The 5621-nt window shown below is 60.5% G+C and carries 4 protein-coding genes; 3 read left to right on the plus strand and 1 reads right to left on the minus strand.

All coding sequences use genetic code 11. The features are described 5' to 3' along the window. Position 1: 1 nt before the first annotated feature. Together FEM54_RS22665 and FEM54_RS22670 are read left to right on the plus strand one after the other, a co-directional pair. On the plus strand, positions 2 to 1051 hold the full coding sequence (locus FEM54_RS22665) for a DNA alkylation repair protein (RefSeq protein ID WP_240792785.1): 1050 nt from the start codon (positions 2 to 4) through the stop codon (positions 1049 to 1051). Between the two features lie 165 nt (positions 1052 to 1216). Further along, positions 1217 to 3076 (plus strand): DUF3857 domain-containing transglutaminase family protein, encoded by a 1860-nt coding sequence (locus FEM54_RS22670; protein ID WP_138453151.1) that lies wholly within the window; start codon positions 1217 to 1219, stop codon positions 3074 to 3076. 135 nt (positions 3077 to 3211) lie between these two features. On the opposite strand, the gene FEM54_RS22675 is transcribed toward FEM54_RS22670, so the two are convergent. Next, positions 3212 to 4105: a LysR family transcriptional regulator gene (locus FEM54_RS22675; protein ID WP_017135020.1), complete on the minus strand. Its 894-nt coding sequence runs from the start codon at positions 4103 to 4105 to the stop codon at positions 3212 to 3214. 215 nt (positions 4106 to 4320) lie between these two features. Here FEM54_RS22675 and FEM54_RS22680 point away from each other — a divergent pair. Beyond that, the coding region (locus FEM54_RS22680) for a GMC family oxidoreductase (RefSeq protein ID WP_138453149.1) at positions 4321 to 5621 on the plus strand (1301 nt) is incomplete at its 3' end.

The following is a 5621-nucleotide window of genomic DNA, read 5'->3' on the forward strand; positions in this document are numbered from 1 at the left end:
CCTGCAACACATCGCCAGTGAAATGACAGCGGTGTACCCGGCCTTTGATGCAAAAGGATTTCTAAAGCACGCCAAAGCCGGGCTGGCCGAGTTGTCGGTGATGCAGCGCATGGCGCGGGTCAGTGAGAGCCTGCATGCGGTAATCCCACTGGATTACGCGCAAACCCTCAAGCTGCTGCATGCGCTGGCTCCGCGACTGAACAGTTCATTTGTGTGCCTGTTTCTGCCGCACTACGTGGCCAGTTACGGGCAAAGTGACTTCAAGCGCTCCATGGCCGCGCTCAAATACTTCACCGTGTTTGGCTCGGCCGAGTTCGCCATTCGCCCGTTCTTGTTGAACGACTTCGAGCGTACCCTGGCCGTGATGCAGCAGTGGTCGCTGGACGCCAACGAACACGTGCGTCGCCTCGCCAGTGAAGGCTCGCGCCCTCGCCTGCCGTGGTCCTTTCGCTTGGCCCAGGTGCAGGCCAACCCGCAGCTGTGCGCCTCGATCCTGGATAACCTCAAGGCCGACAGCAGCCTGTATGTGCGCAAGTCGGTGGCCAACCACCTCAACGACATCACCAAGGACCACCCGGACTGGGTGCTCAGCCTGATCGAAGGCTGGAACCTGGACAACCCGCACACGGCCTGGATCGCCCGGCACGCCTTGCGCAGCCTGATCAAGCAAGGCAATACCCGCGCACTCACGATCATGGGCGCCGGCGCCAAGGCCGAGGTAAACATTCACCACCTGAAAGTCACACCGGCGGTGATCAACCTGGGCGAGCGGATCAACCTGTCGTTCAGTCTGGAATCCACCGCCACCGCCGCGCAGAAGCTGGTGGTCGACTACGCCATCGACTACGTAAAAAGTGCCGGCCATAGCGCGCAGAAAGTGTTCAAGCTCAAGGCCTTTACCCTGGGCGCGGGCGAACATCAGAGCATCCGCCGCGAACAACATATTCGTGAGTTGACCACGCGCAAGCATTACGCAGGCAAGCACTGGGTGCATGTGCTGGTGAACGGCGAAAAGCTCGCCAGTGCCGAATTTGAACTGCTAAAACCCTGACAAAAATCAACCAAAAGGCTCTAGAACGGGCCTTTCAGACACATTAATTGTCAGACAATCCTGGCTTTTTTTGTTGCGATCCATTATCATCCGGCGCCTTCTCACTACCCATCGGGTAGTTGTTCCACTGTGTCACCCGAGGCGCCAATGTACCGTTCGCACCGTTTGTATCGTTTTTCGTTTCACAGCCCCTTGCTTGCCCTGAGCCTGGGGCTGGTTTCCCACGGTGTCAGTGCCGCCCTGCAACCCATGGCCGAAGCCCCGCTGGCCAGCGACACCGAGCTGCACTGCCACTTCAACCGCGACGCCAGCACCGACTGCACTACAACCCAGCACTACACCATCCTCAAGCCCAACGGCCGCGAAATGCTCTCGCGCATCGACTTCGATTACTCCGAAGGCGACACCTTTGAAGTGATCAGCGCGCAATCCACCCAACCAGGCGCCAAGCCGGTCGCGCTGGACGCCGCGCAAATCGACACGCGCACCGCGCCCAACCCGGACCAAGGCTTCAGCCGCTACAAGCAAACCTCGCTGGCCTTCCCGAACCTGCGCGTAGGCACGCAAATTCGCTACACCGTGCGCGAACGTCGCGCCGCCAAACCGTTGGTGACCCAGTTTCACTACGCAATCATGTTTGGCCCCAGCGCATTCCGGCGCGACCACGTCAAGGCGCGCTTTACCGCCGAGCGCCCGATCCAGTGGCGCAGTGAGTTGTTCGACGGTTTCAAAGTAACGGCATCTGCCAATGGCAAAACCCTGGACGTGGTGCAAAAAAAACCGACCTATCTCAATTACATCAACGAATCCTCCAGCGCCGCGCTGCAACGCATCCCGCGCCTGGAAGTGGGCAGCGCCCTGGAACGCCAGGCGTATTTCGGTGATTTCGCCCAGCGTTACAACCAGATCCTCGGCGCCAACCTGCCGGCGCAAGCGGCCGCGGCCGTAGCTACCGCACGCAACCTGGCGCCGGCACAACAGGTCGAAGCGCTGATGCAGCACATCAACGATCACTACCGCTACCTGGGCGACTGGCGCGCCACCGAGCGCGGCTATGTGCCGTTCAACCTGGCGGAAATCGAGCAGCATGGTTATGGCGACTGCAAAGACCTGGCGATCCTGCTGACCGCAATGCTCAAGGCCAGCGGCATCAAGGCCGAAACCGCCTGGGTCAGCCGTGGCGACGTGGCGTTCTCATTGTTGATCCCCGGCACCAATGCAGCGAACCACGCCATCGTGCGTGCCGAAGTCGATGGCCAGGTCTGGTGGCTCGACCCGACCAATCCGGTGTTCGCACCCGGCCAGACCATGCCCGACATTCAAGACCGCTGGGTGCTGGTCAATGATGCTCAGGGCCAGGTACGCGAAGAACAGATCCCGCTGGAACGCCCGGAAACCACCCTGCGCCTGGACAAAAAAGTGCACTTCGACAAGCAAGGCAATGGCGCCACCCAGGCCACCATCACCTTCAGCCGCCTGCCGCTGATGCAAATGAGCGTCGCCGACCGCCAGCAAGGCACCACCGCCACCGACCAGAACATCTGCGGCAACTTTGGCAACGAAATCAGCGACTGTAAAATCACCCGCCAACCCACCGCCTTCGTGGTGCACGACGGCTACACCGTCAACGCCAGCATGAACGACCAGCGCGCGCTGGAAAAGCTCGCGAACGACTACGTCTACACCGACGAGTCACTCAAAGGCCGTTGGGATGGTTTCATCAACTACCGTCGCCATGATCAACAAGCCGACCTTTACCTGGGCAACCCCGAAACCTACGACTACCGTTTCACGCTGACCGGTGGGCAGATGGAAAAAGCCATCCCCGGCTGCCAGGTGCGTTCGCCCTGGTATGATCTGGATCTGGATGGCAAGCGCACGGATAACGGCCTGCAGTATCACTATCGCCTGAGCCAAAAGATACGCTGGCTGCCCCATGCAGAAGTCGCCAGTGAAGCGTTTGGCAAGATGATTGACGAGGCGCGGGCGTGTGCTGAGCAGGTGCATCAGGTGGTGAAGCTCTAACCCCTCACTGACACAACACAAACCCAATGTGGGAGCTGGCTTGCCTGCGATTGCAGTGTGTCATTCAACAAATAAGTTGACTGACAGGGACTCATCGCAGGCAAGCCAGCTCCCACATTTTTTTATCCGGTTTCTTCAGTGGGTTTCGCCTAACAGCAAGCTTTGCTCGCGCGCACACAACTCCACCACATAATCCCACAACACCCGCAACCGCACTGACTTGTGCAGCTCCCGGCGCGAGCTGATCCAGTAGCTGCGCTGGATGCTTTCTGCCGGCAGCAAAGGCACCAGGTCCGGGTCGCCAGCAGCCATAAAGCACGGCAGCACCGCAATGCCCAATCCCGAACGCGCCGCCTGGTGTTGAGCAATCACGCTGGTGCTGTGGAACACCACTTTGGGGTTGCGGCAAAAGCTGCTGAGGAACTTGAGTTCCTGGCTGAACAGCAGGTCATCCACGTAATCGATCCATGCATGGGCGGCGAGGTCCTCGCGTTTTTCAATCGGCGGGTTGCGCTCAAGATAAGCCCGGCTGGCGTAGAGCGCCAGGCGGTAGTCGGTGAGTTTGCGCGTGACGAGTTGGTCAACGCTGGGGCGTTCGAGGTGGATGCTGATTTCCGCTTCGCGGTTGAGAATGCTCACAAAGCGCGGCACCGCCACCAGTTCCACTTCCAGCCCCGGATAACGCTCGAACAGCCCGCCCATGCGGCTGGCGAGGAACATCACGCCCAACCCCTCAGCCACGCCAAGGCGGATCTTGCCCAGCGGCGCAGCGGAATGGGTGAGTTCGTCTTCGGCCAGCAACGCGACGTTTTCCATGGCCTCGGCGTGCTTGAGCAGGGCTTCACCGGAAGGCGTCAGTTCGTAACCCTGGGCATGCTGCACGAACAGCGCGGTGCCGAGGCTTTTCTCGATGGCCTCGATATGCCGGGCCACGGTAGCGTGCGTGGTTTTCAGGCGCTGTGCAGCGGTGAGCAGGCGGCCGCTGCGTTGCAACTCAAGAAAAAACCGCAGGTCATTCCAGTCGAACATGTCGCCTCCCTTGGACAAATGTACCTTCTAATGCCTGGCCCGGCACCTGTGACTGGCGCTTACTGTGGCAAGCTCGCTCGCCACAGGCATAACGTTGCTTCGAGGTTTAAGTGCCGCTGTTTAAAAACGCACAGCAGCTGGGTAAAAACTAACATTTTTAAGACGAAAACTAACAACTAGGATGGGCCCAATAAGAAAAACAAGCGAGACCTCAGATGCCCATTGCAACTGCTGAATACGATTACATCGTCGTAGGCGCCGGCCCCGCAGGCTGCCTGCTGGCTAATCGATTGTCCGCCAACCCCGCCCACCGCGTGCTGCTACTCGAAGCCGGTGGCCGCGACAATTACCCCTGGATCCACATCCCCGTCGGCTACCTGTTCTGCATCGGCAACCCGCGCACCGACTGGTGCTTCAAGACCGAAGCCCAGGAAGGCCTGCAGGGCCGTGCACTGAGTTACCCACGCGGCAAAGTGCTGGGCGGCTGCTCGTCCATCAACGGCATGATCTATATGCGCGGCCAAGCCCAGGATTACGACGGCTGGGCCGCCGCAGGCAACCCCGGCTGGGCCTGGAAAGACGTGCTGCCACTGTTCAAACAGAGCGAAAACCATTTTGCCGGCGGCTCGGAATTTCACAGCGACGGCGGTGAATGGCGCGTGGAGCAACAGCGCCTGCACTGGCCGATCCTCGATGCCTTTCGCGATGCGGCGGCGCAGAGTGGTATCGCGCCGATCAGCGATTTCAACCAGGGCGACAATGAAGGTTGCGGCTACTTCCAGGTCAACCAAAAGGCCGGGGTGCGCTGGAACGCGGCGAAGGCGTTTCTCAAGCCGATCCGCCAGCGCCCCAACCTCACCGTGCTGACCGAAGTGGAAGTCGACCGTGTAGTGCTGGAAAACGGTCGCGCTTCGGCCGTGGTCGGGCGCCAGCATGGCCAGCAATCAAGCTGGAAAGCACGCAAGGAAATCGTCCTGTGCGCCGGTTCTGTCGGCTCGCCGGGCATCCTGCAACGCTCAGGGATTGGCCCGTCCACTGTGCTCAAGCCATTGGGCATCAACGTGCTGCATGAACTGCCGGGTGTCGGTGGCAACCTGCAGGATCACCTGCAACTGCGGCTGATCTACAAGCTGGAAAACGCACGCACCTTGAACCAGATCGCCGGCACCCTGTTGGGCAAAATGGGCATGGGCCTGCGCTACCTGTATGACCGCAGCGGCCCGTTGTCCATGGCGCCCAGCCAGCTTGGCGCCTTCGCCCGCTCCGGCCCGGAACAGACTACGGCCAATCTTGAATACCACGTGCAGCCGCTGTCACTGGAGCGTTTTGGCGAGCCGTTGCATGCCTTCCCGGCATTCACCGCGTCGGTGTGCGACCTGCGCCCGCAAAGCCGTGGCCGCATTGATATTCGCTCCGCCAACCCGGCGGATGCACCCCTGATACGGCCCAACTACCTCAGCCATCCCGAAGATTTGCGCGTGGCCGCCGACGCGATCCGCCTGACCCGCCGCATCGT

It is taken from the genome of Pseudomonas edaphica (assembly GCF_005863185.1).
In the GTDB taxonomy this organism is placed as follows: Bacteria; Pseudomonadota; Gammaproteobacteria; order Pseudomonadales; family Pseudomonadaceae; genus Aquipseudomonas; species Aquipseudomonas edaphica.

Bases quoted from the DNA above. Each gene is read 5' to 3' on its own strand.
- FEM54_RS22675 (WP_017135020.1), bottom strand. From the start codon at position 4,105: ATGTTCGACTGGAATGACCTGCGGTTTTTTCTTGAGTTGCAACGCAGC.